Annotated in this window: 25 protein-coding genes; 12 read left to right on the top strand and 13 right to left on the bottom strand. The window is 74.9% G+C overall.

Going from position 1 to position 24,444, the window contains the following annotated elements:
* Positions 1–579 precede the first annotated feature (579 nt).
* The 3 genes from modA (at position 580) to ACFWOG_RS15725 (ending at position 3,603) form a co-directional block, all read left to right on the top strand.
* Positions 580–1,419, top strand: coding sequence for a molybdate ABC transporter substrate-binding protein (gene modA / locus ACFWOG_RS15735; protein WP_380358696.1), 840 nt, complete (start codon positions 580–582; stop codon positions 1,417–1,419).
* Positions 1,419–2,303 carry an ABC transporter permease gene (locus ACFWOG_RS15730; protein WP_380358701.1) on the top strand — a complete coding sequence of 295 codons (885 nt, stop codon included), beginning with the start codon at positions 1,419–1,421 and terminating at the stop codon, positions 2,301–2,303. Before modA ends, ACFWOG_RS15730 begins: the two co-directional genes overlap by 1 nt.
* A gap of 163 nt (positions 2,304–2,466) precedes the next feature.
* Positions 2,467–3,603: an ABC transporter ATP-binding protein gene (locus ACFWOG_RS15725; protein WP_380358695.1), complete on the top strand. Its 1,137-nt coding sequence runs from the start codon at positions 2,467–2,469 to the stop codon at positions 3,601–3,603.
* 127 nt (positions 3,604–3,730) lie between these two features.
* On the opposite strand, the gene ACFWOG_RS15720 is transcribed toward ACFWOG_RS15725, so the two are convergent.
* Together ACFWOG_RS15720 and ACFWOG_RS15715 are read right to left on the bottom strand one after the other, a co-directional pair.
* The gene (locus ACFWOG_RS15720; RefSeq protein WP_380358698.1) at positions 3,731–4,393 is read right to left on the bottom strand and encodes a response regulator; all 663 of its coding nucleotides are present in this window, start codon (positions 4,391–4,393) and stop codon (positions 3,731–3,733) included.
* On the bottom strand, positions 4,393–5,679 hold the full coding sequence (locus ACFWOG_RS15715) for a sensor histidine kinase (RefSeq protein ID WP_380358692.1): 1,287 nt from the start codon (positions 5,677–5,679) through the stop codon (positions 4,393–4,395). The genes ACFWOG_RS15720 and ACFWOG_RS15715 overlap by 1 nt, the downstream gene beginning before the upstream one ends.
* A gap of 182 nt (positions 5,680–5,861) precedes the next feature.
* Here ACFWOG_RS15715 and ACFWOG_RS15710 point away from each other — a divergent pair, with 182 nt between their 5' ends.
* The 3 genes from ACFWOG_RS15710 to ACFWOG_RS15700 all read left to right on the top strand — a co-directional run bounded on the left by ACFWOG_RS15710 (position 5,862) and on the right by ACFWOG_RS15700 (position 8,219).
* A complete protein-coding gene (locus ACFWOG_RS15710; protein WP_380358689.1) occupies positions 5,862–6,791 on the top strand; it encodes an ATP-binding cassette domain-containing protein in 930 nt (309 codons plus the stop codon).
* Positions 6,788–7,591 carry an ABC transporter permease gene (locus ACFWOG_RS15705; protein ID WP_380358687.1) on the top strand — a complete coding sequence of 268 codons (804 nt, stop codon included), beginning with the start codon at positions 6,788–6,790 and terminating at the stop codon, positions 7,589–7,591. The genes ACFWOG_RS15710 and ACFWOG_RS15705 overlap by 4 nt, the downstream gene beginning before the upstream one ends.
* A 100-nt stretch (positions 7,592–7,691) precedes the next feature.
* Positions 7,692–8,219: an SRPBCC domain-containing protein gene (locus tag ACFWOG_RS15700; protein WP_380358684.1), complete on the top strand. Its 528-nt coding sequence runs from the start codon at positions 7,692–7,694 to the stop codon at positions 8,217–8,219.
* A gap of 132 nt (positions 8,220–8,351) precedes the next feature.
* Here ACFWOG_RS15700 and ACFWOG_RS15695 read toward each other — a convergent pair whose 3' ends face one another.
* Positions 8,352–9,065: an aminoacyl-tRNA hydrolase gene (locus tag ACFWOG_RS15695; protein ID WP_380358681.1), complete on the bottom strand. Its 714-nt coding sequence runs from the start codon at positions 9,063–9,065 to the stop codon at positions 8,352–8,354.
* A gap of 102 nt (positions 9,066–9,167) precedes the next feature.
* Positions 9,168–10,097, bottom strand: coding sequence for a hypothetical protein (locus ACFWOG_RS15690; protein ID WP_329880612.1), 930 nt, complete (start codon positions 10,095–10,097; stop codon positions 9,168–9,170).
* Positions 10,098–10,242: 145 nt separating this feature from the next.
* Here ACFWOG_RS15690 and ACFWOG_RS15685 point away from each other — a divergent pair, with 145 nt between their 5' ends.
* Together ACFWOG_RS15685 and ACFWOG_RS15680 are read left to right on the top strand one after the other, a co-directional pair.
* Complete coding sequence (locus ACFWOG_RS15685; RefSeq protein ID WP_329880614.1) at positions 10,243–10,617, top strand: YbjQ family protein; 375 nt, start codon at positions 10,243–10,245, stop codon at positions 10,615–10,617.
* 159 nt (positions 10,618–10,776) lie between these two features.
* Positions 10,777–11,910: an NAD(P)-binding domain-containing protein gene (locus ACFWOG_RS15680; protein ID WP_380358677.1), complete on the top strand. Its 1,134-nt coding sequence runs from the start codon at positions 10,777–10,779 to the stop codon at positions 11,908–11,910.
* An 84-nt stretch (positions 11,911–11,994) separates the two neighbouring features.
* Here the strand turns inward: ACFWOG_RS15680 and paaE are convergent, their stop codons facing one another.
* The 6 genes from paaE to ACFWOG_RS15650 all read right to left on the bottom strand — a co-directional run bounded on the left by paaE (position 11,995) and on the right by ACFWOG_RS15650 (position 17,955).
* Positions 11,995–13,080, bottom strand: coding sequence for a 1,2-phenylacetyl-CoA epoxidase subunit PaaE (gene paaE, locus ACFWOG_RS15675; RefSeq protein ID WP_329880617.1), 1,086 nt, complete (start codon positions 13,078–13,080; stop codon positions 11,995–11,997).
* On the bottom strand, positions 13,081–13,689 hold the full coding sequence (gene paaD / locus ACFWOG_RS15670; protein ID WP_380358674.1) for a 1,2-phenylacetyl-CoA epoxidase subunit PaaD: 609 nt from the start codon (positions 13,687–13,689) through the stop codon (positions 13,081–13,083).
* Positions 13,686–14,567, bottom strand: a complete 882-nt coding sequence (paaC, locus tag ACFWOG_RS15665; protein WP_329880620.1) for a 1,2-phenylacetyl-CoA epoxidase subunit PaaC — start codon at positions 14,565–14,567, stop codon at positions 13,686–13,688. The genes paaD and paaC overlap by 4 nt, the downstream gene beginning before the upstream one ends.
* Before the next feature lie 17 nt (positions 14,568–14,584).
* Positions 14,585–14,878, bottom strand: coding sequence for a 1,2-phenylacetyl-CoA epoxidase subunit PaaB (gene paaB, locus ACFWOG_RS15660; RefSeq protein ID WP_030056311.1), 294 nt, complete (start codon positions 14,876–14,878; stop codon positions 14,585–14,587).
* Positions 14,875–15,855 (bottom strand): 1,2-phenylacetyl-CoA epoxidase subunit PaaA, encoded by a 981-nt coding sequence (gene paaA / locus ACFWOG_RS15655; RefSeq protein ID WP_329880671.1) that lies wholly within the window; start codon positions 15,853–15,855, stop codon positions 14,875–14,877. The genes paaB and paaA overlap by 4 nt, the downstream gene beginning before the upstream one ends.
* A gap of 507 nt (positions 15,856–16,362) precedes the next feature.
* A complete protein-coding gene (locus tag ACFWOG_RS15650) occupies positions 16,363–17,955 on the bottom strand; it encodes a M20/M25/M40 family metallo-hydrolase (RefSeq protein ID WP_380358670.1) in 1,593 nt (530 codons plus the stop codon).
* 1,050 nt (positions 17,956–19,005) lie between these two features.
* On the opposite strand from ACFWOG_RS15650, the gene ACFWOG_RS15645 reads away from it, so the two are divergent.
* Complete coding sequence (locus ACFWOG_RS15645; protein ID WP_329950461.1) at positions 19,006–20,022, top strand: aldo/keto reductase; 1,017 nt, start codon at positions 19,006–19,008, stop codon at positions 20,020–20,022.
* A 161-nt stretch (positions 20,023–20,183) separates the two neighbouring features.
* Positions 20,184–20,774 carry a TetR family transcriptional regulator gene (locus ACFWOG_RS15640; protein ID WP_329880626.1) on the top strand — a complete coding sequence of 197 codons (591 nt, stop codon included), beginning with the start codon at positions 20,184–20,186 and terminating at the stop codon, positions 20,772–20,774.
* A 52-nt stretch (positions 20,775–20,826) separates the two neighbouring features.
* On the opposite strand, the gene ACFWOG_RS15635 is transcribed toward ACFWOG_RS15640, so the two are convergent.
* From ACFWOG_RS15635 to ACFWOG_RS15625, 3 genes are all read right to left on the bottom strand, one after another.
* Complete coding sequence (locus tag ACFWOG_RS15635) at positions 20,827–21,234, bottom strand: VOC family protein (protein WP_380358666.1); 408 nt, start codon at positions 21,232–21,234, stop codon at positions 20,827–20,829.
* A gap of 230 nt (positions 21,235–21,464) precedes the next feature.
* Entirely contained in the window at positions 21,465–21,761 is a 297-nt protein-coding gene (locus tag ACFWOG_RS15630; RefSeq protein WP_329880630.1) for a barstar family protein, read from the bottom strand.
* Positions 21,762–21,830: 69 nt separating this feature from the next.
* A complete protein-coding gene (locus ACFWOG_RS15625; protein WP_329950459.1) occupies positions 21,831–22,097 on the bottom strand; it encodes a GlsB/YeaQ/YmgE family stress response membrane protein in 267 nt (88 codons plus the stop codon).
* A 140-nt stretch (positions 22,098–22,237) separates the two neighbouring features.
* Between ACFWOG_RS15625 and ACFWOG_RS15620 the strand changes: the two genes are divergently transcribed.
* Together ACFWOG_RS15620 and ACFWOG_RS15615 are read left to right on the top strand one after the other, a co-directional pair.
* Positions 22,238–23,488: a glycosyltransferase gene (locus tag ACFWOG_RS15620; RefSeq protein ID WP_380358663.1), complete on the top strand. Its 1,251-nt coding sequence runs from the start codon at positions 22,238–22,240 to the stop codon at positions 23,486–23,488.
* A gap of 502 nt (positions 23,489–23,990) precedes the next feature.
* The gene (locus ACFWOG_RS15615; RefSeq protein WP_329879537.1) at positions 23,991–24,335 is read left to right on the top strand and encodes a hypothetical protein; all 345 of its coding nucleotides are present in this window, start codon (positions 23,991–23,993) and stop codon (positions 24,333–24,335) included.
* The last annotated feature ends 109 nt before the right edge of the window (positions 24,336–24,444 follow it).

Genomic DNA, 24,444 nt, shown 5'->3' with positions numbered 1-24,444 from the left:
CGGGCCACCCCCTCCCCCGTTTCGGCGTCCCCGGGCCGCGGCCCCCCCGCCCCCCCCCCCCTGCGGGGGGGGGCGGGCCGGCGCGCGCCCGCCACCCCTCCCGCCTGCCCGCAGCCCCCGGGCGGACCCCAGCGGACAGCAGGCGGCCCCGGGCGGCCCCGGCGGACAGCAGGCGGCCCCGGCGGACAGCAGGCGGCCCCGGCGGACAGCAGGCGGGCGAACAGCAGCCAGGCCGGTCGGCCGGCACGACCGAGCCATCGAACGCCGCGCAGCCGGGGTTCTCGGAGCGGCCGGACCCGCCGCAGGTGGGGCCCGGCCGGTCGGCCGACTGCGCGCACGGCGTCCGGGCAGGAGCCGCTCCGGCCTTTCGAGCCACGCGCGCGCCAAGGGGCTTCGCTCCCGCGGCGACCGGGCTTGCGTCTTCCGACAGCGGACCCGCCACCTTCGACCACCCTCGCCTGTGCGATGAGACAGGCGACTATCCACTCGCAATTGCGGCACTATAATCACCGAAATCGCCGCACCTGCGGTGAAGACCCCGCGCCCCTTCCGGCGCGCCCGGGAGGGGAAGCAAGGGACATGAACACCCGCAGACTCGCCGTCGCCACCGCCGCGGCCCTCGTCCTCGGCCTCGGAGCCACCGCGTGCAGCAGCGACGCCGGCAACGGTGGTGGCGCCGGGAGCCCGGGCACCACCGGCATCGCGACCACCGCGGGCGGCGCCACCGCCGGGGCTCCGAAGGCCTCCGGCTCCGTCACCGTCTTCGCCGCCGCCTCGCTCAAGGAGAGCTTCACCGAGCTCGGCAAGAAGTTCGAGGCCGCCAACCCGGGCGCCAAGGTCACCTTCAACTTCGCCGGCAGCTCCGCCCTCGCCGCCAGCATCAACTCCGGCGCCCCGGCCGACGTCTTCGCCGCCGCCAGCCCGGCGACCATGAAGACCGTCACCGACGCGGGGGGCGCCACCGGCGCGCCGAAGACCTTCGTGAAGAACACGCTCGCCATCGCCGTCCCCAAGGGCAACCCCCGGCACGTCGCGGGCCTGGCCGACCTCACCGCCCCCGGGGTGAAGGTCGCGCTCTGCGCGAAGGAGGTGCCCTGCGGCGCCGCCGCCCTGACGGCGCTCAAGGCCGCCGGCGTCGCCCTCACCCCGGTCACCCTGGAGCAGGACGTCAAGGGCGCGCTGACCAAGGTCGAACTCGGCGAGGTCGACGCGTCGCTGGTGTACCGCACCGATGTGAAGGCCGATGCTGCGAAGATCGACGGCGTGGAATTCCCCGAGGCCGCCCAGGCCGTGAACGACTACCCGATCGCCGCCCTGGCCAAGGCCCCGAACAAGGACGGCGCCGCCGCCTTCGTCGCCTACGTCCAGTCACCCGAGGCTCAGCAGGTGCTCACCGCGGCGGGCTTCCAGGCACCGTGATCCGCCGTACCGCCGGCCCGTCCACCGGGGACGGCGCCCGATCGACCGCCGCGGGCGCGCCGGTCCGGGGCCCCCGCACGCCCCGGACCCGACCGTGGCGGCGGGCGCACCGCGTGCCGCTCACGCTGCTGCTCCCGGCGCTGCTCGGCCTGGCGTTCCTGGTCCTCCCGCTGGTCGGGCTGCTGGTCCGGGCGCCCTGGAGTTCGCTGTCCGACCAGCTCACCAGCCCGCAGGTGTGGGAGGCGCTGCGCCTCTCCCTGGTCTGCGCGACGGCTGCCACCGGGGTGTCGCTGGTGCTGGGGGTGCCGCTGGCCTGGCTGCTGGCCCGGACCGAACTGCCGGGCCGCCGGCTGATCCGGGCCCTGGTCACGCTGCCGCTGGTACTGCCACCGGTGGTCGGCGGCGTGGCGCTGCTCCTGGTGCTCGGGCGGCGCGGCATCGTCGGCTCGTGGCTGGACTCGGCCTTCGGCATCACCCTGCCGTTCACCACCACCGGTGTGGTGATCGCCGAGGCGTTCGTCGCGATGCCGTTCCTGGTGATCAGCGTCGAGGGCGCGCTGCGGGCCGCCGACCCGCGTTACGAGGAGGCGGCGGCCACGCTGGGCGCCTCCCGGCTGACCACCTTCCGCCGGGTGACGCTGCCGCTGATCGCGCCCGGCATCGGCGCCGGCGCGGTACTGGCCTGGGCGCGGGCGCTGGGCGAGTTCGGTGCGACGATCACCTTCGCGGGCAACTTCCCGGGCCGGACCCAGACCATGCCGCTCGCCGTCTACCTGGCGATGGAATCCGACCCGGAGGCGGCGATCGCGTTGTCGCTGGTGCTGCTGGTGGTGTCGGTGGCCGTGCTGGCCGGTCTGCGCGAGCGCTGGATGTCCACGCCGTGAGCCCGGCCACCGTCCGGCGGCCCGCACCGGCCCCCGCACCGGGCCTCGCACCGGGCCTCGCACCGGGCCTTCTGCCGCGCGTGGCCCGGCGTCCCTCGCCCCGCCCCTCCCCGGAACGCGCCCCGGGTACCGCCCCGGGCCATACCCCTGGACCGCCCCGCCGATGACACCCGCCACCGACCCCACCGGCCCCACCGGCCCCGCTGCCCCGCCGCCCGGCCGGGACCCCGGCCCGGCTCCCGCTGCCGCCGGCCTCGACGCCCGCCTGCGGGTGGACCGCGCCTCCTTCACCCTGGACCTCGCCCTCTCCGCCGCCCCCGGCGAGGTGGTGGCCCTGCTCGGGCCGAACGGCGCGGGCAAGTCCACCGCCCTGCGCGCACTGGCCGGGCTGCTCCCGCTCACCGACGGCCGTCTGAGCCTGGACGGCCGGGTCCTGGAGGACCCGGCCCGGCGGCTGCACACCCCGGCCGAGGAGCGTCCGGTCGGCGTGGTCTTCCAGGACTACCTGCTGTTCCCGCACCTCAGCGCGCTCGACAACGTGGCCTTCGGCCCGCGCTGCCAGGGCCGCCCCAAACGGGAGGCGCGCGCCGAGGCCGCCGGCTGGCTGGACCGGATGGGCCTGGCCGAGCACGCCGAGGCCCGCCCGGGGCGGCTCTCCGGCGGTCAGAAGCAGCGGGTCGCACTCGCCCGCGCGCTGGCCGTCCGCCCGAGGCTGCTGCTCCTGGACGAGCCGCTGGCCGCCCTGGACGCCCGCACCCGGCTCGACGTCCGGGCTCAACTGCGGCGCCATCTGGCCGAGTTCGAGGCAGTTGCGGTCCTGGTGACGCACGACCCGCTGGACGCGATGGTGCTGGCCGACCGGCTGGTGGTGATCGAGGACGGGCACGAGGTGCAGTCGGGCAGTCCCGCGGAGATCTCCAGGCGCCCGCGCACCGACTACATCGCCCGGCTGGTCGGCCTCAACCTGTACCAGGGCGCCGCCGAGGGCCGTCGCGTCACGCTGGCGAACGGCACGGCGCTGGCCACCACCGAGGAGCTGTCCGGACCGGCCTTCGTGGCGTTCCCGCCGTCCGCCGTCACGCTGCACCGCGAACGGCCCACGGGCAGTGCGCGCAACGTCTGGGAACTGACGGTCACCGGGCTGGACCTGCACGGCGACCAGGTCCGGGCCGATCTGGCCGGCCCCGTCCCGATGGCCGCCGACCTGACCCCGGCCGCGGCGGCGGAGCTCGACCTCGCTCCCGGGGCGACGGTGTGGGCGGCGGTCAAGGCCGCCCAGACGCACGCGTACCCGGCCTGACGCCCCGCCTCCTCCCGCCCGCCCGTCCGCCGGGTGGCGCCCGCCCGGCGGCGGCCATCGGCATCCGCGCCGGACCCGCGCCGGACCCGGGAGCACCTGCGGGTGGCTGCCGGGGACTGCCGGGCGGCTACTCGGCGGGCACCACGAAGCCCGCCTCGTACGCGGCGATCACCGCCTGGGTGCGGTCGCGGGCGCCGAGCTTCGCCAGCACGCTGCTGACGTGCGTCTTCACCGTCTGCACCCCGAGGACCAGGTGCGCGGCGATCTCCCCGTTGGTCAGGCCGCGGGCCACCAGACGCAGCACCTCGGCCTCACGGTCGGTCAGAGCGGCGCGGGCCATCGTCTCGCGCGCCTCCCGGTTGCCCTGCCCGGCGGCGAGGCGGCGGATCTGGGCGGGGAAGAGCAGTGACTCCCCGGCCGCGACCAGCCGGACCGCCCGGGCGATCTCGGCCGGCCGGGTGCGCTTCAGCAGGAAGCCGTCCGCCCCGGCGCGCAGGGCCTGGTAGACGTAGTCGTCGATCTCGAACGTGGTGACGACCAGGATCTTCGGCGCGTACCCCCCGGGGGCGGCCGCGTCGCGGACCAGCTCACGGGTGGCGGTGAGTCCGTCGACCCCGGGCATCCGGACGTCCATCAGCACCACGTGCGGACGCAGCCGGCGGGCCAGGGCGAGCGCCTCGGCGCCGTCGGCCGCCTCGCCGACGACCCGTAGGTCGCCCTGCGCCTCCAGGACGGCGCGCAGTCCGGCGCGGACCAGCTCCTCGTCGTCGGCCAGCAGAATGTCGATCATCACGCGCCCAAGCGTAGGGGCACGCGAACGGCCAGCACCCACTCGCCGGACTCCACCCCGGCCGAGGCCTCCCCGCCGAGCAGCACGGCCCGCTCCCGGATGCCGCGAAGTCCCTTGCCGCCCCGTCGCGGTGACGGCCGGACCGCCGTCCCGCCGCCCGTCCGGGAGGCGTTGGCGCAGCGCAGCTCCAACCGGCCGTCCCGGACGGCGATCCGGACGGTGATCGGTTCGCCGGGCGCGTACTTGAGGGCGTTGGTGACGCCCTCCTGGACGATCCGGTAGCCCTCGCGGGAGAGCACGCCGGGGAGCTTCGCCGGCGCCACGTCGATCCACGCCTCCACCGGGCTGCCCGCCGCCCGCGCGGTGTCGAACAGCGTGGGCAACTGCTCGATCCCGGGCCGTTCGCGCGCATCACCCCTGCTCCCGGCCTCGCCGGACCCGAGGGACCCGAGGGCATCACCTCCCGCCTCCCCCGCCGCGCCCGGTCCGTCCTCCCGCGTGTCACGGAGCAGCGCGAGCGTCCGCTCCAGGTCGTCCATCGCCTGCCGCCCGGTCTCCTCGATGACTTCGAGCGCCTTGGCGACGAACGCCGGATCGCCGACCTCGCGCGCCGCCCCGGCCTGAAGGACCGTCACCGTCAGGGCGTGGCCGATGGAGTCGTGCAGCTCGCGGGCCAACAGGTTGCGTTCCAGCAGGCGTTCGGCGCGCAGCTCCGCGGCGGCCAGCCGCTCGGCCGGTGAAGGCCCCAGCAGCCGCACCGCCATGGCGAGTTGGAGCCGGCCCGCCCAGACGATCAGCCATCCGAGCCCGAACAGCAGCACCGGCGCCAGCAGCGGGTACCAGGACGGCCCCTCCAGCGCGGGGAGCCGGACGCCCTGCAGATCCGGCGTCCTGGTGGTCAGCAGGTCGACGGCGGCGACCGGCACCAGCACCGACAGGGTGCCGACGGCCGTCCCGAGCCCGACCCGGCCGACCAGCCAGACCGCCGTCCGTCGACGGTCGGCCCAGGTGCGGGCGGGCTCGGCGGCGATGTCCCGCTCCCGGTCGGGGACGAGCAGCAGCCTCGCCTGCACCCCTTCCGCCCGGCGCATCGCGGGCACCAGCGCGGCCGCCACGAGCAGTACCGCGTCCACCGGCACGGCCCGGACCAGGAGTTCGGCCAGGCTCGGTCCGGAGACGCCCGGATAGACCATCAGGACGACGCCGGAGAACACGCACCCGATCACCAGATGCAGCCAGCGCGCGTACGTCACGGCGCTCAGCAGGGGCGCGAGTATCCGGGGCATGGCGCCATCCTGCCAGGTCAGCACTGCGGGTGGCCTCCCTCTCGGGAGGGAGAAGCATCCCCTCCCGGGCGGGATCCGCCACCGGGGTCCGCCGCGGTCCCATGGAGACGTCGGAGCGGCGGCCCGTCGGAAGCGGAGCCGCCGACGGTCCGCGACGAGCGGTGGAGAGGGGAAGGGCAGACGTGATCAAGGTTGAGGGCCTCACCAAGGAGTACGCCGGGGCACGCGTGGTGGACGGCCTCGACTTCGAGGTCCGGCCCGGGGTGGTGACCGGGTTCCTCGGGCCCAACGGAGCGGGCAAGAGCACCACCATGCGGCTGGTTCTCGGTCTGGCCCGGCCGACCGCCGGCCGGGCCCTGGTGAACGGCCGGCCGTACGCCGGACTGGACGCTCCGCTGCGGCAGGTCGGCGCACTGCTCGACGCCCACGCCCTACACGGTGGCCGCACGGCGCGCGGCCACCTGCGCTGGCTGGCCGCCGGCAACGGCCTGCCGGACCGCCGGGTCGACGAGATGCTCGCCCAGGTCGGCCTCGCCGACGCGGCCGGCCGGCGGATCCGGGGCTTCTCGCTCGGCATGCGCCAGCGCCTCGGCGTGGCCGCCGCCCTGCTCGGCGACCCGCCGGTGCTGATGCTCGACGAGCCGGTGAACGGCCTCGACCCGGAGGGCATCCGGTGGATCCGCACCCTGCTGCGGGGTCTGGCCGCCGAGGGCCGCGCGGTGCTGGTCTCCTCGCACCTGATGACCGAGATGGCGCTGACCGCCGACCACCTGGTGGTGGTCGGCCGGGGCAGGCTGCTGGCGGACTCCGCGACCTCGGAGTTCATCGACCGCCACGGCCGCACCCGGATCCGGGTGCGCGCGGTCGACCCGGTGAAGCTGGACGCCCTGCTGGGCGGCGCCGGCCTCGGCGCCCGTCTCGCCGACGCCACCGCCGAACCGGTGGACGGCGGCGCCTGGGAGGTCAGGGGCGCGGCACCCGAGCAGATCGCCGCCTTCGCCGCCGCCGCCGGCGTGGTGCTGTACGAGATCGCGGTTCAACAGGATTCTCTGGAGGAGGCCTTCATGCGCATGACCGCCGACAGCGTCGAGTACCGGGCGGTGGCGGCATGAGCGCCCTCGCCACCCCCACCGCGCCGCCGACCGCCGCTCCGCCGACCACCGCTCCGCCGACCGCCGCGCTCCGAGCCGCGCTCCGCGGCGAGTGGATCAAGCTCACCACCCTGCGCCCGCTCTGGATCACCCCGCTCGTCGCCGTCGCACTCACCGTCGGCCTCGGCACCGCCGTCGCCGCGACGCTCGGCGAGAAGGACGCCGGCCTCGCCGACGACCCCGGGGTGGGCATCCACTACGGCCTCAACTTCGGTCAGGCCGCCCTGGTCTGCTTCGGGGTGCTGCTGGTCGGGCAGGAGTTCCACACCCGCATGATCGGCGTCTCGCTCACCGCCGTCCCGCGCCGAGGCCGCCTCTACGCCGCCAAACTCGCCCTCGGCGCGGCCGTCGGCCTCGGCGCCGGGCTGCTCGGGAGCGCCGGCTCCCTCGCCGGCTACGCCGCCTTCGCGCCCGCCGGCTGGGACGGCCCCGGACTGGTCCGCAGCGCCGCCGCCGGGGTGCTCTATCCGGCGCTGCTGGTCGTGTTCTGCCTCGGCCTGACCGCCGTGCTGCGCAACCTCACCGCGGCGATGGGCCTGCTGGTGCCGACGGTCTTCCTGCTCACCCCGCTGCTGTCCGGCGTGCCGGTCGTCCGTCACGCCGTGCAGTTCCTCCCGGACCGCGCGGGCCAGTACGCGCTGCTCTACGTCGACGACCCGCAGGTCGCGTACGGGCACTGGACCGGCCTGCTGATCATGGCCGGCTGGGCCGCCGCCGCCGCGTACGGCGGCCTGCGGACCCTCCGCCGGTACGAGGCCTGACCCGGGTCCGCCCCACCCCCGCCGCCATGTGCAACCCTGGAGTTGCACGTGGTGGCGGGGGCGTGCGATCCTCGGGCAACGGATCGGGGAGGTTCACGGCATGGTCACCGGCAGCATCGAACGCGAGATCGTCATCGCCGCACCGCGCGAACGGGTCTGGGAAGTGCTCACCCAGGCGGAGTTCCTGGGCGCCTGGTTCGGCGCCGACGCACCCGCCGAGATCGACCTCAGGCCCGGCGGGCGGATGGTCCTCGACCACGGGCCGCGCGGCAGGCTGCCGGCCAGGATCGAACGGGTGGAGGGACCGGGCCGCTTCTCCTTCCGCTGGTCGCCGGGCGCGGCCGGAACGGGGGCAGCTGTGGCCGCGTCCGCGTCCGGCGAGGAGGCCGGAACGGGGGCGGCGGCAGGCGGATCGACCCTGGTCGAGTTCACCCTGACCCGGGAACCGGGCAACCACACCCGGCTGCGCATGGTGGAGAGCGGGTTCACCGCGCTCGCCCCGCTCACCGCCGACACCCGGATCCGGTGCGAGCAGGACGGGACGGACTGGACGTGGAAACTGACCGAGCTGGCCTGCCACACGGAGCGGATCACCGCCCGGCGACCTCGAATGACGGAAAACAGCTGACGGACGACAGGATCTGACACCTGCCGCCCGTCAGCTGTCGCAATTCGGCCGGTCGTCGTCTCAGGCCGGCCCGCATCGCACGAGCCCGCACCGCACGGGCCTGCGCCGGTCGAGGCGGAGCCGGCCGCCAGCTCAGCCCCGCAGTGCCGGGTGGTCCGCGACGACGGTGCTGCTCCCCGGAGCGATCTCCGTGAAGCCCGCGTCCTGCACCAGCGGCAGACCGCTCGCCACCAGCTCCGCCCAGGCCTCGGGCCCGGCCGTCCGGACGGCGAGCGCGAAGCCGGACTCGGCCCACTCCTTGCGCTGCGCGTCGTCCAACCGCCACCAGGCGAGCTGGGCGGCGTGCCCGGTCTGGGCCATCGTCTTGCCGGCGCTCATCTCCACCTCAGGATTCAGCCAGAGCACCGGCACCCCGGGCGCCGGGGCGTCGACCGGGCCGCTCTCCTCCAGTTCGGTGCCGGACACCTGGAGCTTGGCGAGCTCCTTGGGCCAGCCGTCGAGCGGAACCGGCGGGAACACCCGCACCTCCGCCTCCCGCCCGGCCACCGTGATCCCCGGCAGCTCGCCCGCCCGGTTCCACTCGCCGCCCCGCGCCCGCCGGACCACCTTGCGGATCCGCGCGTCCTCCCACGCCTCGACCAGCTCGGTCCACTCGCCGTCCGGCTCGGTCACCCGGCGGTCGCCCAGCAGCGTCAGCACGGCCCGCGCCGAGGTCTCCAGGGCATCGGTCCGGCCGGGCGGCGCGGTCCGCTCCAGCCGGACGACCAGCGGCAGCACGTACTGCGGCCGGGCATCGCGGTCCTCGGGCGTCGGGTCGGGGACGGGGGCGTCGAACGGAGAAGTCACCGGTCCAGCATGCCAGCCCCCGAGGCGCCGAGATCACCGCGGTGCCCGCCTCGGCACACCGGTCGGCACCGGTCGGCACCGCTCGGGGCCGGCCGGGGCCCGTCAGCGCCGGAAGCCGCGCTGCGGGTCGCGCTCCTCCGCGTCCTCGTACGTCAGGAACCAGCCCTCGGGGTGGGTGGCCGCGAGCAGCAGCTCGGCCCGCTGCTCCGCGTTCAGCTCCGCGTCGCCGTCGTCCGGCCCGTAGACCCCGAACAGCTCGTCGTGGCAGCCGTCCCAGTCGTAGTCGTACAGGTCGGCCGGGAGGTCGCCCATCATGTCGGCGACCGACTCGGGCTGCGCACCGAGCAGCGTCCGGGCGTCGACCAGGGCCAGCCGCAGCGCGATCTCCTCGGCCAGGCACCGCGGCAGCGGCCACTCGCCGAGCGCGAGATCGTCGGCGAGGTCGTCGAAGGCCCGGGCCATCGTGCGGCGCCAGGCCCGGTGCAACCGCCAGGTGCGCTGCGGCAGCCGGCTGAAGACCGTCCAGTCCGTCTCCTCGCCGTCGACGACCGGCTCGTCCTCGTGCTCGTCGAAGTCGTCGTACGCGGCGTCGGCCAGGCCGATCAGCTGGGCGTGCAGCAGGCAGGCCGTACGGGGCGTCAGCGTCCAGTCGCCGGACGAGCCGCCGTCCTCCTCGTCGCCGTCCAGCGGGAACAGCTCGGCGAAGTCCGGTGCGAAGTCCTCGGTGACGCTGATCTCCAGCGTCCCCCCAAGTGCCTCGACGCCCGGGATCGCCGCCACCAGCCGGTCCGGGTGCAACAGCGCGCCGAGCGCCGCGTTGGCGTCCTCGGCCACCTCGCGCAGCAGCTCACGGCGCTGCCCGGCCGGATCGATGCCCTCGAAGTCCAGTTCCTCCACGGCCGCGATCGCCGCAGCCCGCAGCGCGGGCCAGTCGCTGATCCGCAGACCCAGCACCACCGTCGCCTCGATCTCCTGCGCGCCGGAGTCCTCCGCCGCGCCCGGCCCCTGTGGATGATCGCTTCGCTCGCCCATGGGGCTACGGTACGGCCTTTCGGGCCTTCGATCACCGGTCTGTTCCGGCTACCCTACGCGTTCTCGCCGTCACCGGGCCGCCCCGCGGCGAGTCCGGGCCGCGCGCCTCTGTGCCGGGAGGGCCGCCCGCCCACAGGATGAGCCCATGGCAAACATCGACGAGTACGGCGGCGGGCAGCACCCGGACGCCCAGGTCCTGGTAGTGACCACCAACGACATCCCCGGCTTCCGGGTCGACCACGTGATCGGCGAGGTCTTCGGCCTGACCGTGCGCAGCCGGCACATCGGCAGCCAGATCGGCGCCTCGCTGAAGTCGCTGGTCGGTGGCGAGCTGCGGGGTCTGACGAAGACCCTGGTGGAGAGTCGCAACGAGGCGATGGCGCGGCTGGTCGAGCAGACCAAGGCACGGGGCGGGAACGCGGTGCTGATGTTCCGCTTCGACGTCACCGAGGCCGCGGACGTGGGCACCGAGGTCTGCGCCTACGGCACGGCGGTGGTGATCTCCCCCGCCGTCCCGTAGGCGGCGGACGGTTCCTGCGCCGGGACGCCGGCCCGGTGGCGACCCTCGGGACCGAGGCCCGCCACCAGGGCGGGCAGGCGGCGGGCGACAGGCGGCGGGCCTCGGGCGACAGGCCGCGGGCGGCGGGAACACGAGCCGTCCCACCGATGTTTCACCGGCGTGACTGTTTACGGTGCAACCAACCCGGGCGAGGTACGACACGTCGACGTCCTGGTGGTGGGCGCGGGCCAGGCCGGTCTGTCAGCCGCCTACCACCTGCGCCGCCGCGGCTTCGCCCCCTCCCCGACCGGCACCGGTCAGGAGGGCGGGTTCGTCGTCCTCGACGCCGACGCGGCCCCCGGCGGGGCCTGGGCCCACCGCTCCCCGTCGCTGCGGATGGCCACCGTGCACGGCTTCCACGACCTGCCCGACTTCGAGCTCCCCGAGCCGGACCCGGAGGCGCCCGCCCGCGAGGTCGTACCGGGGTACTTCGCGGCGTACGAGGCGAAGCACGCGCTCCCGGTGGTGCGCCCGGTGACCGTTCGGGCCGTGCGGGCGGAGTCCCCGAGCCCGGACGCCCGGCTGCTCGTCGAGACCGACACCGGCACCTGGTCGACGCGGGCCCTCATCAACGCCACCGGGACGTGGACCCGCCCGTTCCTCCCGCACTACCCGGGGCACTTCGCCGGACGCCGGCTCCACTACGCCGACTACCGGGGGCCGGAGGAGTTCGCCGGCCGACGGGTGCTGGTGGTCGGCGGCGGGGCGTCGGCGATCCAGGTGCTCTCGGAGGTGGCGGCCGTCGGCGAGACGGTCTGGGTCACCCGGACCCCGCCCGTCTACCACGAGGGACCGTTCACCTCCGAGTACGGCCGCGAGGTGGTGGCCAAGGTCGAGGAACGGGTCCGCCGGGGCCTGCCGGTGCGCAGCGTGGTGAGCGTGACCGGGCTCGGCCCGTCGGTCGCCTACCGCCGTGCCGAGGAGCTGGGCGCGCTGCACCGCCGCCCGATGTTCGACCGCCTCACCGAGCACGGGGTGGCCTGGGGCGACGAGGAACTCGCCGTCGACGCGATCGTGTGGGCGACCGGCTTCCGGCCCGAGGTCGGCCACCTCGCCGGCCTGGGCCTGCGCTCCCCCGGGGGCGGCATCGCCCTCACCGGCACCCGCGCCACCGCCGACCCGCGGGTCCACCTGGTCGGCTACGGCCCGTCCGCCAGCACGATCGGCGCCAACCGGGCCGGCCGGGCGGCGGTCAACGAGATCGTCACGCTGCTCGGCGACCCGGCCGGGGCCGATGCCGCGGTCGTCGGCTGAGCGGCGGCGGCCCGGCCGCGAGCCCGCCCCGCCGGCCGGGTTCCTCGCAGCGCACCGGGCCGAGCTGCTCGGCGGTCGAGCCGCTCAGCGGTCGTAGTCGACCGTCACCCGGTCGGTGACCGGGCGGGCCTGGCAGGTGAGGACGTAGCCGGCCGCCAGTTCCTTCTCCTCCAGGGCGAAGTTGCGCCGCATCTTCACCTCGCCCTCGGTGACCAGGGCGCGGCAGGTGCCGCAGACCCCGCCCTTGCAGGCGAACGGCAGGTCCGGGCGGGAGCGCTGCGCACCGTCCAGGATCGACCGGTCGCGCGGCAGGGCGAGCGTGCTGCCGCGCCCGTCGAGGACGACGGTGACCTCGCTGCGTTCCCCTTCGTCCGGGCCCGGCCCGTCCTGCACGCGCTCGGCGATCGGCTCGTCCTCGGCGTGGAAGAGTTCCTGGTGCACCCGCGCGGCCGGCACGCCCAGCCCGGCCAGCAGTTCCTTCGCCCCCGCGACCATCCCGAACGGCCCGCAGAGCCACCAGTGGCCGACGGCCTCCACGTCGACCAGCGCCTTGAGCAGGGCCCCGACCCGTTCGGGGTCGAGCCGGCCGCTGAGCAGTTCGGCGTCCCGGGTCTCCCGGGAGAGCACGTGCACCAGCTGGAGCCGGCCGAGGTAGCGGTCCTTCAGGTCGGCCAGCTCGTCGGAGAACATCACGGTGTCGCTGCGCCGGTTGCCGTAGAGGAGGGTGACGGTCGAGGTGCGGTCGGCGGCCAGGACGGAGGCGGCGATGGAGAGCATCGGCGTGATGCCGGAGCCGGCCGCCAGCAGCACGTGCTCGGCGGGTTCGGCGAGGTCGGGGCTGAAGAGACCGGACGGCGTCAGCACCTCGACCTCCTCCCCCGGGCCCGCGTCGCGCACCAGCCAGCGGGAGAACAGCCCGCCGGGCACCTCCCGGACGGCGATCCGCAGCGGACCGCCGGCGGGGGCGCAGATCGAGTACGAGCGGCGCTCGTCGACACCGTCCACCACCCGGCGCAGCGTCAGCGTCTGCCCCGGCCGGAACGCGAACGCGTCCGTGAGCCCGTCCGGCACCGCGAAGGTCACCGCGACGGCGTCCTCGCAGAGCCGCTCCACCGCTGCGACCCGCAGCAGGTGGAAGGTGGGGCGGCGGGCGGGCAGGACGGCGGCCATTCAGATCTCCTTGACACGTTCGAAGGGCTCACGGCAGTCGCGACAGCGCCACAGCGCCTTGCAGGCGGTGGAGCCGAACCGGGACAGCTCCTCGGTGTCGGCGCAGCCGCAGAGCGGGCAGACGACGGGGGCCGCGGGGGCGACGTGGCCGCGCACGGCAGCGGGCCGCGCGCCGGCGCCCGTCCCCGCGTCCGGCGCGTCCGACCGGTCCGCGCGCCGGGTCGGACCGAGGCTCAGCAGACCCGGCCCCGGGCCGCCGCCGGAGGCCGCGACGCCCGGACGGGGCGGGGCGATGCCCGCCTCGACGAGCTTGCGGCGCCCCTCGGCGGTGATCAGGTCGGTCGACCAGGGCGGGTCGAGCCGCAGCCGGACCCGGACGTCCGCGTACCCGGCCGCGCGCAGCCGCCGGTCCACGTCCGCGGCCATCTCGGCGACGGCGGGGCAGCCCGAGTACGTCGGGGTGAGCCACGCCGTCACGGCGCCGCCGTCCACCTCGACCTCGGACAGCACGCCCAGGTCGGCGAGGGTCAGCATGGGCAGCTCCGGATCGGGCACCTCCGACGCGACCTCCCACGCCCTGCCGCGGGCGACCGTTCCGGCCGCGGTCACCACGTCGCCCCCGGGTGTGCCCGGGCCAGCACCTGGAGCTCGGCCAGCAGCAGGCCCAGCGCCTCGGTGTGCACCCCGTCCCGGCCGGCCCGGCCGCCGACCGCCGCCAGCCCGGGGACGTCCGGCACGGCCAGCCCGGCCTCCGCGAGCACGCCCGCCAGCGAGGCCAGCACCGGCTCGCGCAGCGTCGCCGGGTCCGTACCGACCCGCAGCTCGACCGGATGCGCCGTGAACAGTTCCTCCAGCAGCGGCCAGACCGCGTCCACCCCGGCCTGCATCCGCCCGGCCGAGTACGGCGTCCCGTCGCCGAGCCGCAGCGTCCAGGCCGTCGCGTACTCGCGGTGGTAGGCGAGCTCCTTCACGCCCCGCGCGGCGACCGCCGCCAGCACCGGGTCCGCGTGCCCGGCCAGCGCCTCGTACAGCGCGCCGCGCGCCGTGGAGAAGAGCAGCAGCCGGGCGATCGAGAACGCGAAGTCCCCGTTCGGCGCCTCGACCAGGCGGACGTTGCGGAAGTCGCGCTCCTCCCGCCAGTACGCCAGGTCGTCCTCGGTGCGCCCGGACCCGTCGGCCTGCCCGGCCCGGGTGAGCAGCTGGCGGGCCTGGCCGAGGAGGTCGAGGCCGAGGTTGGCGAGCGCGACCTCCTCCTCCAGCTCCGGGGCCCGGGTACACCACTCGATCAGCCGTTGGGAGAGGACGAGCGCGTCGTCGCCGAGCATCAGGCAGTAGGCGGCCAGGTCGGTGCCGTCCAGCCCGGGCGGCACGGTGGTGTCCACCCCGAGCAGCGGGTCGGCGAAGCCCGTCCCGTACGCCCAGCGGCCCTCGCCCTCGGGCTCGGGGGACGCCTCGGCGAGGCTCAGGTACACGTGGTCGTCGGTCATGGTTCGGCTGCTCCCGGTCAGATGTGCGGGACATCCTCGGGGATGTCGTAGAAGGTCGGGTGGCGGTAGACCTTGTCGCCGCTGGGCTCGAAGAAGGGGTCGCGCTCGTCCGGGGTGGAGGCGGTGATCGCGTCGGAGCGGACCACCCAGAGACTGACGCCTTCGTTGCGGCGCGTGTAGAGGTCACGGGCCGCGAGCAGGGCCATCCGGTCGTCGGCGGCGTGCAGCGAGCCGACGTGGACGTGGTTCAGGCCGCGCCGGGGGCGGACGAACACCTCGTAGAGCGGCCAGCCGGCCTTGGACTCGGTCACTTCCCGTTCTCCTCTTCCGCTTGCTGCGACTCCGCAGGCCGCTCCGCCTGCTGCGGCTCCGCCGGGTGGCGGGCTTCCGCGCGACGCTTCGCCGCGTAGGCGACGGCCGCCTCGCGGACCCACGCGCCGTCCTCGTGGGCGGCCCGGCGTCGCTCCGTCCGCTGGGCGTTGCACGGGCCCTGGCCGTGGATGACCCGGGTCAGCTCGGACCAGTCCGGCTCGCCGAAGTCCCAGCTGCCGCGGTCCTCGTTCCAGCTCAGGCGGGAGTCGGGAAGGGTGACCCCGAGGTGCTCGGCCTGCGGGACGGTCATGTCGACGAAGCGCTGCCGCAGCTCGTCGTTGGTGTGCCGCTTGATCCGCCAGGCCATCGAACGGGCGGTGTTCGGCGAGTCGGCGTCCGACGGGCCGAACATCATCAGCGACGGCCACCACCAGCGGTCGACCGCGTCCTGGACCATCCGGCGCTGCGCCTCGGTGCCGCGCATCAGCGTCATGAGCAGTTCGTAGCCCTGACGCTGGTGGAACGACTCCTCCTTGCAGATCCGGACCATCGCGCGGGCGTACGGGCCGTAGCTGCAACGGCAGAGCGGGACCTGGTTGCAGATCGCGGCGCCGTCGACCAGCCAGCCGATCACCCCGACGTCGGCGAAGGTCAGGGTCGGGTAGTTGAAGATCGACGAGTACTTCTGGCGGCCGGAGATCAGCTTCTCGGTCAGCTCGGCGCGGTCCACCCCGAGCGTCTCGGCGGCGGCGTAGAGGTAGAGGCCGTGACCGGCCTCGTCCTGGGCCTTGGCGAGCAGGATCGCCTTGCGGCGCAGGGACGGCGCCCGGGTGAGCCAGTTGCCCTCGGGCTGCATGCCGATGATCTCGGAGTGCGCGTGCTGCGCGATCTGGCGGATCAGGGTGGCCCGGTAGGCGTCGGGCATCCAGTCCCGGGGCTCGATCCGCTGCTCGGCCGCGATGACCGCTTCGAACAGCTCCTCCGGCGTCTGCCGCTCCGGGCCGGGCCCGCCGGTTCCGTGGGCCCGGTCCGCCTCGTCCGCCGGGCTCGCCGCGTCCGCCGGGCTCGTGCCGGGCGACTGCCGGGCGTGCTCGGGGACCGGCTCGGCCACCTCTGCTGTCACCGCGGTCCCCTCTCTCCTGTCCGTGTACCGCTGCCCCGGTGCGTCGACGACCTGCCTCGACCACCGACCGAGCAACCGACTGACCGTTCGGTCGGTACCATTGTGCGCGGTGAGGCGGCAGCATGACAAGAGACATCGACGGCACGGCACGGCGGAAAGCGGGAACGGGCCGTCACGGCAGGTGACGGCCGGCGAGCGCTCCGGGCGGCCGGTGACTGGTGGCCGGCGGCCGGCGACCGGCGGATCCTGGAATCCGCCGACCGCCGACCTCGGCCACCGGCCCTCGACCCACCACCGGCGGCTGCCAGCCTCGGCCGTCACCCCCGCGGTACGGCCGTGGCCGCACCGCGGGGGTGACGCTCAGCCCTCCGAGCGGTCGCGCAGGCGCGGCAGCGGCACGGCGAGGAGCGCCGCCAGCAGCGCGATCCGCGGCGCCAGCTGGTCGATCCGGATGTGCTCGTGCCGCGCGTGGGCTCCTCCGCCGACCGCGCCGAACCCGTCCAGCGTCGGCAGCCCGCGGGAGCCCGGCAGGTTGGTGTCACCCGCCCCGCCCGCCGGACCGCCGTCCAACTGCTGGCCGAGCACCGCCGCGAGCGAACGGACGTGACGCAGCAGCGGATTGCCGGACCGTTCCGGCCACGCGGGACGGCTGGACAGCACCTCCGTCCGCACCTTCGCCCCGGCCCGGAGTGCGGTCAGCCGGGCGAGACCGTCCAGCGTGCCGCGCTGCGCCTCGGTGGTGGAGAACCGCAGGCCGAGCTCGGCCTCGGCCCGGCCGGCCACCACGTTGGCACGACTGCCGCCGCTGATCCGGCCCGCGTTGAGCTCCGTGCCGGGCTGGTTGACGAGGCCCCGTACCGCGACCAGCTGGTCGACCAGTTCGTCCACCGCCGAGACGCCCTCGGCGGCGTCGTTCCCGGCATGCGCCTCGCGCCCGGTGACGGTGAGCCGCACCCGGGTCGAGCCACGGCGGGCGGTCTTGAGCCGACCGTCCGGGTGCGGCGGTTCGAGACCCAGCACGGCGGCCGCGCCGCGCAGTTGACGTTCGACGACGCGGCGGCCGTCCGGACTGCCGACCTCCTCGTCGGAGACGACGACCAGGCGGACGGTGCGGTGCGGCTGCTGGCCGAGGTCGGCGAGCAGCGCGAACGCGCCCTCCAGAGCGGCGAGTCCGCCCTTCATGTCGACCACGCCCGGCCCGCTGAGGACGCCGTCCTGCTCGGTGACCGGCCAGTCGGCGAGGGTGCCGACGGGCCAGACGGTGTCGTGGTGTCCGACGACCAGGAGGTGCGGCAGCGCCTCGTCCCGCCCCTCCCACTGGAACACCAGGTGATCACCTGCCGGGCCGGGTTCGCGCCGGAAGGTCGCACCGGTGGCCCGGAAGCCCGCGGCCAACTCCTCGGCGAGGGCGTCGAGTCGGGGCGCGTCGCCGCTGGGGGACTCGATCCGTGCGAGGTCGGCGCAGCGGCGGCGGACGGCGCCGGCCAGCGTCCGGGCCCGGGTGGTGAGGGCCTGGGGCAGACCGGGAAGCGCGGCGGTGGGACCGGTCTGGCCCTCGCCTTCGGGAACGGCCGGAGTGTGGGGGGCCGCTGCGGGGGGTGGTGCGGCGGCGGGTGCGGGGGTGGCCGGAGCGAGGGCGGTTCGGGCGTTGACGGCGGTTCCGGGCCCGGTCACGCCGGGTGCGGCGGCGGTCCTGGTCAGCTCGGCCGTGGTGACGGCTGTGTCGACGACCGTGTCGGTGGAGGTGGCGGCAACGGTCGTTGCGGCAACGGCCGCACCGGTCGTGGCGGTTTCACCGGCCGGGCCGGTCGTACTGGTCGTACTGGTCCTGCCGGCCTTGCCGGTCGTACTGATCTTGTTAGTCGGATCGGTCGGATCGGTCGCGCCGGTCGGGTCGGCGGTGACAGTGGTGACGGTCGGTGCGGCGGACGGCCGGACGGCTTGAGGACTCAACGCTCGCCTCCCCGGCCGCCGCCGGTATACAGCGGCCGGTCCGGACGGCCCGGCCGGCCGGGCTGCCCGGCCCCGACCTGACCGGCAGAACCGGCGGGACCGGTGGGAACGGCGGCCCGTCGGAACGGTCCGTCCGGTCCAAGTGCGCTGGAACGGCTGGGCGGCATGCTTGGCATTTCGTCCTCCTCGCTCGATCCGGCGGCCCCGGTCGTCCCGGGGCCCCCGGTGGACATCGGCATCGACCACGGCGGGCGCAGACACCTGCACCACCACAGAGAAGCCGAGATGTGAGCCTAGAAGAACCGTTCGGTTTCCTGCGAGGTGGCCCTGCTCCCAGAGTGCCGGGACGGGGCCCCACCCCGAACGTCCGACCGCGGAACGACAGTCGGCGCACGGCGTGCGGGCCTGACTCGACGCACGGACGCGGTCGCCGGATCGCGCCCACCTCCACCATGGACCCGACGCCGGGGTTCGGCAGCGCAAGACGCCAAGGCTCGTCTTTTCCAGGCCAGATGGGTGACACCGACTCGGCCGACAGTACTGGCCGACAGTGGTCGGGAACGCCCGGTACGAACGGATCAGGACGGAACGAACCAGGGTGAACCATGCTGAATCCCCCGGAGCGGAACCGGGCGACCGGTCGGACGGTCGGACGGTCGGACGGTCGGACGGGGACCGAACGAACCGGGCGAGGGATCAGGACGGGGGCGGGAGGGGCGCCCGCCCACCGACCGGCCCGGGCACCCTCGGCCTCGATTCCATGACGGTGGATCAGCTCCGGGCCGACCCCTGCTTCCGCACAGGCCCCCACCCCCGCCCGTTCGTGTGCCACCCCGCCCACGTGCCGACGGAGGTGTCGGCGGAGCGTCCCGACGGAAGGTGTCGGGGCGGCGCCGAGCAGGGCGGCGACATCCGCTCGATGGTGGATCGAGCCGCCGATTGACAAATGACAGATGACAGATTTTGAATTCTGTCAGAACCCGTGCCATAGTCGAACCGGGCCACCCTCCCTCCGGCCCGTCCCCTCCCCCACCCCGCCAGGAGACGCGCATGTCCGCCACCGCCCACCCGGTCCCCCGCCGCACGCTCGGCGCCACGGGACCCACCACCTCCGCCCTCGGCCTCGGCTGCATGGGCATGTCCGACCTCTACGGCCCGGCCGACGAGGCCGAGAGCATCGCCACCATCCACGCCGCGCTCGACGCCGGCATCACCCTGCTCGACACCGGCGACTTCTACGGCATGGGCCACAACGAGCTGCTGATCCACGAGGCGCTGCGCGGCCGTGACCGCGAGGAGGTCCGGATCAGCGTGAAGTTCGGCGCCCAGCGCGGCCCGGACGGCCAGTGGCTCGGCTACGACGCCCGCCCCGCCGCCACCAAGACCGCCCTCGCCTACACCCTGCGCCGCCTGCGCACCGACCACATCGACGTCTACCGCCCGGCCCGGCTCGACCCGGCCGTGCCGGTCGAGGAGACCGTCGGCGCGATCGCCGACCTGGTCAAGGCCGGCTACGTCCGCCACATCGGCCTGTCCGAGGTCGGCGCCGACACCCTGCGCCGCGCCGCCGCCGTCCACCCGATCAGCGACCTTCAGATCGAGTACTCGCTGATCTCGCGCTCCGTCGAGGCCGAGATCCTGCCCACCGCCCGCGAGCTGGGCATCGGCGTCACCGCGTACGGAGTCCTGTCGCGCGGCCTGCTCAGCGGCCACTGGCAGAACGACCGCGCGCTGTCCGGCACCGACTTCCGCGGCCACAGCCCGCGCTTCCAGGGCGACAACCTGACCCACAACCTCCGGCTCGTCGAGGCGCTGCGCGCCGTGGCCGCCGAGCGGGGCGCCAGTGTCGCGCAGGTCGCGATCGCGTGGGTGGCCTCCCGCGGCGAGGACGTCGTCCCGCTGGTCGGCGCCCGCCGCCGGGACCGGCTCACCGAGGCGCTCGGCTCCCTGGACGTGACCCTCACCGACGCCGATCTCGCGGCGATCGAGGCGGCGGTCCCCGCCGGGTCGGCCGCCGGGGACAGGTACGCTGCCGCCCAGATGGCCCATCTCGACAGCGAGCACTGAACCGCGGGGGCGCAGGCGTCCGCCGCGACCGCAGTACGCTGCCGGAAAAGGGCCGTCCGTACCCGCACCGCCCGCCGGTACGGGTCGGACACCCCCGTCAGCCCGACGCCCGCCCGCCACCCCGCGGGCGGACGCACCACCCGTAAGGACGTACCGCCCCCGTGGCCACGGACAGCGCACTCACCGCCGAGCAGATCCTGAGCGCGACGGAGGACGCCCTCAGGCGCTTCGGCCCGGCGAAGGCCACCGTCGTGGACGTGGCCCGCACCCTCGGGGTGAGCCACGGCAGCGTCTACCGGTTCTTCCCGAGCAAGGCGGCACTGCGCGAGGCCGTCACCCAGCGGTGGCTGGACCAGGCCCACCACGACCTGCAGTCCGTCGCCGCCGAGGCGGGCCCGGCCTCCGAGCGCCTGCACCGCTGGCTGGTGACGCTGTTCGCCGCCAAGAGGAAGAAGGCGCTCGACGACCCGCAGCTCTTCGCCACCTACATGACGCTGGTCGGCGAGAACAGCAGCACCGTCGAGGCCCACGTGGAGACGCTGATCCGCCAGATCGGCCAGATCGTCCGGGACGGCGTCGAGGCCGGGGAGTTCCGGGACTCCGGGACCGGTTCGACCGCGCGCGCGGTGTTCGAGGCGACCGCGCACTTCCACGACCCGGCGTACGCGGGCGAGTGGTCCGACCCGGCGGCCCAGGAACGGTTCGAGGCGCTCTGGGGGCTCGTCCTCGGCGGCCTGGCCGCCAAGCCCTGACGACAGCGGGCGCCCGGGCGCCCGTCGACCGTCCGGGTCAGCCCCGGCGCCGCTACTTCTCCGACTGCGTGATCCGCACCGTGTTGCCCGAGGGGTCGCGGAACGCGCAGTCGCGCGGGCCCCAGGCCTGGTCGACGGGCTCCTGGAGGACCTCGGCCCCGAAGGCCCGGACCTTCTCGAAGGTGGCGTCGAGGTCGTCGGTGCGGAAGACGAACATCGGCAGCACGCCCTTCGTCAGCAGCGCCTGGAGGGCGTCGCCGTCCGCCTGGGAGCGGCCGGCGTGCGGCTCCGAGAGCACGATCTCCAGACCCGGCTGGGCGGCACTGCCGAGGGTGACCCAGCGGAAGTCGCCCGAGGCGACGTCGTTCCGCACCTCAAGACCGAGCGCGTCGCGGTAGAAGGCGAGCGAGTCGTTCAGGTCGTTGACGGTGATGTTGCAGTACTTCAGTGCGATGTCCATGCGAGTCACGCTAGGCGGCAGCCGGGTCACCCGCTTCTCGAATCCTGCTCGATCCGTAGGCCGGACCGTCGCCCGGTCCAACGCCCGGCCCGTCGCCCGGCCCGTCGCGCGGGTCTCCCGGGGTCATGGCACCAGGGTACGAGGGCCCGGACAGCGGGGCCCCGAGCCGGAGGGCCCCGGAGCCGTCGGGGCGGCGGTCCGCCACCGCCGGGTCGAGCGGGTCGGCCCGGTCAGTCCCGTGCATGCACGACGAGCCGGTTCCGCTCCCCGTCGAAGGTGGCGCCCAGGGCCCGGGCCTCGCGTCGGCCGCCCGCGAAGAGGCCCTGCCGGTCGACGTGGACGGTCAGGAGGTCGTGGTCGTCGATCACCTCGGAGATGCCCCGGGTGTCGATGGTGTCCGCCCAGGCGTCCAGGTTCCGGCCGAACCACACCGGCAGGCCGCACGGACCGGCGACCGCGTCCCAGAAATCGTCGAGGGAGTCGATCGGCCGGCCCCGCAGGTTGACGATCAACTCGCTGTGCGTCATCACAGCAGGGTAGCCCGACCCGGGCGGACCCGGGCGGACCCGGCGGCCGGCCCGGGAGGCACCCGGCGGTCAGTCCCTGGAGTGCCCGAAGAAGATCCGGTAGAGGAGCAGCAGCACCAGCGCGCCGCCGATCGCCGACGCCCAGGTCGCCAGGTCGAAGAACTGCGTCGTCACCGGCCGGTCCAGGAAGCGTGCGGAGATCCAGCCGCCGACGAACGAGCCGGCGACGCCGATCAGGGTGGTCACCACCAGGCCCCCCGGGTCCCGCCCCGGCAGCAACAGCTTGGCCAGGGCTCCGGCCACCAGGCCCAGCACGATCCATGCAACGAAGCTCATGCGTCCTCCCGCCCTCATGTCGGCTCGGCGGCCCGCGCCGGCCGTCCTGCCCGGAGGGACGCCGCCGTGCGCCCCCGTGGTTCCGGTGCGCCGGGCGTGGCACCGGCCGCACCGCCCGGCACCACCGGGATACTTCCGCCATGCGCATCCTGATCGCCACCGCCGGCTCACGCGGCGACGTCGCCCCCTTCACCGGGCTCGGAGCGCGGCTGCACGCGGCCGGCCACCAAGTCGCCGTCGCCACCCACACCACCTTCGCGGACACGGTCCGGTCCGCCGGCCTGGAGTTCTGGCCGCTGCCCGTCGACCCGCGCGCCGAACTCGCCTCCGAACGGGGGCAGAACCTCCTCCGGACCGGCACCGGCCCGCTCGGCATCGTCCACCTCACGCGCCTTGCACGGTCGTTCATGCCGGGGCTCGGCGACGCCATCGCGGCGGCCACCTCGGCCGGCGCGGACCTGCTGCTCACCACCGGCACCACGGCCGCCCTCGGCCAGGTGGTCGCCGAGGCGGCCGGGATCCCCACCCTGACACTCCAGCTCCAACCCATGGCCCCGACCAGGGAGTTCGCCCCGGTGGTCACCGGGACCCGGTCGCTCGGCGCGGCCGGCAACCTGCTCGCCGGACACGCGGTCCAGGCCGCCGTCGACCACCTCTTCGCCCCGGCCGTACGCGGTCTCCGCCGCCAACTCGGCCTTCCCCAGCGGAGCGTGGCGCACACGAGGAGCTCCCACTCGGTCCTGCACGGCTTCTCGCCGGTCGTCGTCCCGCGGCCCGCCGACTGGCGCCCCGGGCTCGCCGTCGCCGGGTACTGGTGGCCGCACACCGATCCCGGCTGGCAACCTCCGCAGCGGCTCCTCGACTTCCTCGCCGCCGGGCCTCCGCCCGTCTACGTGGGCTTCGGCAGCCTGGTCGTGCCCGACCCCGAACGCCTCACCCGGACGGTCCTCGCCGCACTGCGCGCCGCCCGGGTCCGCGCCGTCCTGCAGTCCGGCTGGAGCGGCCTCGTCACCGCCGACAGCGACGACGTCCTCACCATCGGCGACACCCCGCACGACTGGCTGTTCCCCCGCGTGGCCGCCACCGTCCACCACGCGGGCGCCGGCACCACCGCCGCCACCCTCCGCGCCGGCACACCGACCGTCCCTGTCCCGGCCCAGCTCGACGCCCCGTTCTGGTCCACCCGCCTCACCCGCCTCGGCACCAGCCCCGGCCCCGTCCCCCTCCCCCAGCTCACCGCCGCCCGCCTCGCCACCGCGATCCGCCGGACCCTCGACACCCCCCACCACCGCAACTGCGCCCGGGCCCTCGCCACCGCCCTCACCGCCGAGGACGGCACCGCCAAGGTCCTCACCGCCATCGACCGCCTCACCGACTCCCACTCCCGGTAACCTGACGGCCGGATCCCGCCGACGGCCCAACTCGCCCCGAACGACCGAAATGACCGAACCCCAGCAACTTGCTCGAACCACCCACCACCCCTGACAACCCCCCAGCTCCCGAACTCTGCTCCCCGCGCCTGCGGGGATGTTCCCAGGGTCGTCCGCAGGTCGTTTCCCTCGTCCAGCTGCTCCCCGCGCCTGTGGGGGTGTCGCCTTCACCGTCTGCCGGCGCCGTGCCACCCTGGGCGCCGCGGGCCATGTGCGGGAGATCGCCCGCCTGTCCGGCCGGCCATGGAGAGTGGCGTACCGGCCATCCTGCTTACCCTTCCTTGCTAATGTTCATGCCAATCGACAGGCTGTACGTGTCCGTACGGCTGCCGTACCGACCGGTCACCGGCCCACCGCGGACGTCGTCAGTTGGCGCTACGTCCGGTCCGGCATCCCGGGGCCGGGACGGCGCGAACGGCACCAAGGCGCACCGGAACCGTCCGAGAAGAGATGAGGAAGAAGCATGCGCAAGATCGCAATGGCCATGACCGCCCTGTCGCTCGCCGTGGGAACGGGGATCGCCGCGGCCCCCGGCGCCGTGGCGGCGACGACGTGCCCGAGCGGGGCGGTCTGTATCCGCGAGTTCGGCGGAGACATCCTGAGCAAGAACATCTTCTACAGCTACGGCGCCCACAACCTCGACAACGTCACCGGGTACCACATACTCGCCAACAGCCAGACCGGCGGCGCGGGCTTCGAGCTCTGCCGGGGCTACAACGGCACGGACTGCTCGATCACGTACCGCACCACGGGTGACTACCCCTCGATCGACTTCACGCCGATCAACTCCATCCTCCTCGTGCCGTAGTCGGGCGTAGTGGGCCACCGGCCCGCGGCCGCTCGCCCGCCGGCCTGTGGTGCTCCGGCCGGTCTTCCCGATCCGTGGTCGACTGGCGGGAGACGGCTGGTGCTGCGGG

The organism is Kitasatospora sp. NPDC058406, from assembly GCF_042722765.1.
Lineage (GTDB): Bacteria > Actinomycetota > Actinomycetes > Streptomycetales > Streptomycetaceae > Kitasatospora.
The sequence above is the reverse complement of the archived record's forward strand: the minus strand, read 5'-3'. Positions and strand labels throughout refer to the sequence as shown.

Bases quoted from the DNA above. Each gene is read 5' to 3' on its own strand.
- modA (WP_380358696.1), top strand. From the start codon at position 580: ATGAACACCCGCAGACTCGCCGTCGCCACCGCCGCGGCCCTCGTCCTC.
- ACFWOG_RS15725 (WP_380358695.1), top strand. From the start codon at position 2,467: ATGACACCCGCCACCGACCCCACCGGCCCCACCGGCCCCGCTGCCCCG.
- ACFWOG_RS15720 (WP_380358698.1), bottom strand. From the start codon at position 4,393: ATGATCGACATTCTGCTGGCCGACGACGAGGAGCTGGTCCGCGCCGGA.
- ACFWOG_RS15715 (WP_380358692.1), bottom strand. From the start codon at position 5,679: ATGCCCCGGATACTCGCGCCCCTGCTGAGCGCCGTGACGTACGCGCGC.
- ACFWOG_RS15705 (WP_380358687.1), top strand. From the start codon at position 6,788: ATGAGCGCCCTCGCCACCCCCACCGCGCCGCCGACCGCCGCTCCGCCG.
- ACFWOG_RS15700 (WP_380358684.1), top strand. From the start codon at position 7,692: ATGGTCACCGGCAGCATCGAACGCGAGATCGTCATCGCCGCACCGCGC.
- ACFWOG_RS15690 (WP_329880612.1), bottom strand. From the start codon at position 10,097: ATGGGCGAGCGAAGCGATCATCCACAGGGGCCGGGCGCGGCGGAGGAC.
- ACFWOG_RS15685 (WP_329880614.1), top strand. From the start codon at position 10,243: ATGGCAAACATCGACGAGTACGGCGGCGGGCAGCACCCGGACGCCCAG.
- paaE (WP_329880617.1), bottom strand. From the start codon at position 13,080: ATGGCCGCCGTCCTGCCCGCCCGCCGCCCCACCTTCCACCTGCTGCGG.
- paaC (WP_329880620.1), bottom strand. From the start codon at position 14,567: ATGACCGACGACCACGTGTACCTGAGCCTCGCCGAGGCGTCCCCCGAG.
- ACFWOG_RS15645 (WP_329950461.1), top strand. From the start codon at position 19,006: ATGTCCGCCACCGCCCACCCGGTCCCCCGCCGCACGCTCGGCGCCACG.
- ACFWOG_RS15635 (WP_380358666.1), bottom strand. From the start codon at position 21,234: ATGGACATCGCACTGAAGTACTGCAACATCACCGTCAACGACCTGAAC.
- ACFWOG_RS15630 (WP_329880630.1), bottom strand. From the start codon at position 21,761: ATGACGCACAGCGAGTTGATCGTCAACCTGCGGGGCCGGCCGATCGAC.
- ACFWOG_RS15625 (WP_329950459.1), bottom strand. From the start codon at position 22,097: ATGAGCTTCGTTGCATGGATCGTGCTGGGCCTGGTGGCCGGAGCCCTG.
- ACFWOG_RS15620 (WP_380358663.1), top strand. From the start codon at position 22,238: ATGCGCATCCTGATCGCCACCGCCGGCTCACGCGGCGACGTCGCCCCC.
- ACFWOG_RS15615 (WP_329879537.1), top strand. From the start codon at position 23,991: ATGCGCAAGATCGCAATGGCCATGACCGCCCTGTCGCTCGCCGTGGGA.